Genomic DNA, 1,374 nt, shown 5'->3' with positions numbered 1-1,374 from the left:
AGTTAGATAAAATATTAAAATATCCTAGATAGAATAAGGAGTTTTATAATATGTGGGACTTTGAAAAATTAAATAGTTTTTTTGGCTGTATAGAATCATATAATAACATGTTTTTTTATGAGTTTGAGTGTAAATTAAAAAGAGTATTTTCTTCTGTAAAAGATATTGTCCGAAAGAATGGAAGTATATCTTTTAAGTTCGACAAAGAGTATACAGTTTATATTGATAGAATGTACTTGTTTCTTAAAGAAGATGATGAGGCATTTGTTATGCGTAATGCTGAAGAAATATTTACTTATTTGAAAATAAGAAAAGACTATTTATAATTAGGGGGTAATATGGGATTAGATAAAGAGTTATTAGAAAAGTTGAATTGTATAGAACCAAGAATAAAAATAGAAAATAAGTATTTTGAACTTAATTATAGCTCTATAGGGAAAAGAAAAATATGGAAATATGAAGAATTAGAAAAAATAATTGAAAATAATAAATAATTATGGAAAAAACTAAACATTGTTATAAAAATTGCTTATTTGCTGAAAATAATACTTGTTTACTCGCTAAATGTATACAAAATAGCAGTTTAGCAGAAATAAAAACAAAAAAACATAAGCCTTATAAATCTAATAAATGTATAAGGTTTCCTAAAAAAAAGAATATAAGAAAAAATGCTAGAAGTTTTTTTTACGGAATATCTAAGGAAACTTTTTACAAAATAGGGTATTATTCTTCAAGTATCAAAGAAGCCGCCGAAAAATTAGGAACTTCGGCGTCTCATCTCAAATGGTTTTTATACAGCGATATTATTACTTATAATCAAGAAAAAAAGGAAGAGCGTATAGAAAGAATATGTGCTTTTCTTGACGGACAAAACGATGCTAAAAAGGATAAATTAAGGCTCAATAACGAATAAATAACGATAAACTAACTATAGTATAAATCTTTTTTCATTCATCATTGTATTATTTTTTTATGAGTACAATCGCTTATAGAGAAATGATACAAGGACTAATCGAAGGAAGTCTCAAATCTCCTCAAATATACGAGGAGAGTTTATATATGAAATTAAGAATTACAGGGACAGGTATAACTGAAAGATATAAAGAAGATGAAAATGGAGATGTTGTATTTGATGATGAAAATAATCCTGTAACTTATAAAATCAATAGATTAGAAGATGAATTTTTGTCAAATAAGTTCTTAAAAGCCTGTGTGGGAATACCTGTTTTAATAGAACACCCAGACAGCAAATTGTTAAACGGCGAAAACTATAAAAATCATGTAGTTGGAAATATAGTTGCCGCATATATCAAACCCGATATAAAAGAAGTATGGGGCATAGCAAGAATATATGACCCTGAAGTCTAAAAATTA

Annotated in this window: 4 protein-coding genes; all 4 read left to right on the top strand. The window is 26.5% G+C overall.

All coding sequences use genetic code 11. From position 1 onward, the window contains the following. Nucleotides 1-50: 50 nt before the first annotated feature. The 4 genes from EZH24_RS11910 (at nt 51) to EZH24_RS11900 (ending at nt 1,368) form a co-directional block, all read left to right on the top strand. Nucleotides 51-326 (top strand): hypothetical protein, encoded by a 276-nt coding sequence (locus tag EZH24_RS11910; protein ID WP_137999292.1) that lies wholly within the window; start codon nt 51-53, stop codon nt 324-326. Between the two features lie 12 nt (nt 327-338). Next, nucleotides 339-494 carry a hypothetical protein gene (locus tag EZH24_RS14305; protein WP_161976168.1) on the top strand — a complete coding sequence of 52 codons (156 nt, stop codon included), beginning with the start codon at nt 339-341 and terminating at the stop codon, nt 492-494. A gap of 2 nt (nt 495-496) precedes the next feature. After that, the gene (locus tag EZH24_RS11905; protein ID WP_137999291.1) at nt 497-913 is read left to right on the top strand and encodes a hypothetical protein; all 417 of its coding nucleotides are present in this window, start codon (nt 497-499) and stop codon (nt 911-913) included. Between the two features lie 146 nt (nt 914-1,059). Then, entirely contained in the window at nt 1,060-1,368 is a 309-nt protein-coding gene (locus EZH24_RS11900) for a DUF2213 domain-containing protein (RefSeq protein WP_161976167.1), read from the top strand. The last annotated feature ends 6 nt before the right edge of the window (nt 1,369-1,374 follow it).

The sequence above is a fragment of the Brachyspira catarrhinii genome (assembly GCF_005518285.1).
Lineage (GTDB): Bacteria > Spirochaetota > Brachyspiria > Brachyspirales > Brachyspiraceae > Brachyspira > Brachyspira catarrhinii.
This window is presented reverse-complemented; position numbering and strand designations above follow the sequence as displayed.

Excerpts from the sequence above, each read along its gene's own strand:
- EZH24_RS11910 (WP_137999292.1), top strand. The coding sequence starts at position 51 with ATGTGGGACTTTGAAAAATTAAATAGTTTTTTTGGCTGTATAGAATCA.
- EZH24_RS14305 (WP_161976168.1), top strand. The coding sequence starts at position 339 with ATGGGATTAGATAAAGAGTTATTAGAAAAGTTGAATTGTATAGAACCA.
- EZH24_RS11905 (WP_137999291.1), top strand. The coding sequence starts at position 497 with ATGGAAAAAACTAAACATTGTTATAAAAATTGCTTATTTGCTGAAAAT.
- EZH24_RS11900 (WP_161976167.1), top strand. The coding sequence starts at position 1,060 with ATGAAATTAAGAATTACAGGGACAGGTATAACTGAAAGATATAAAGAA.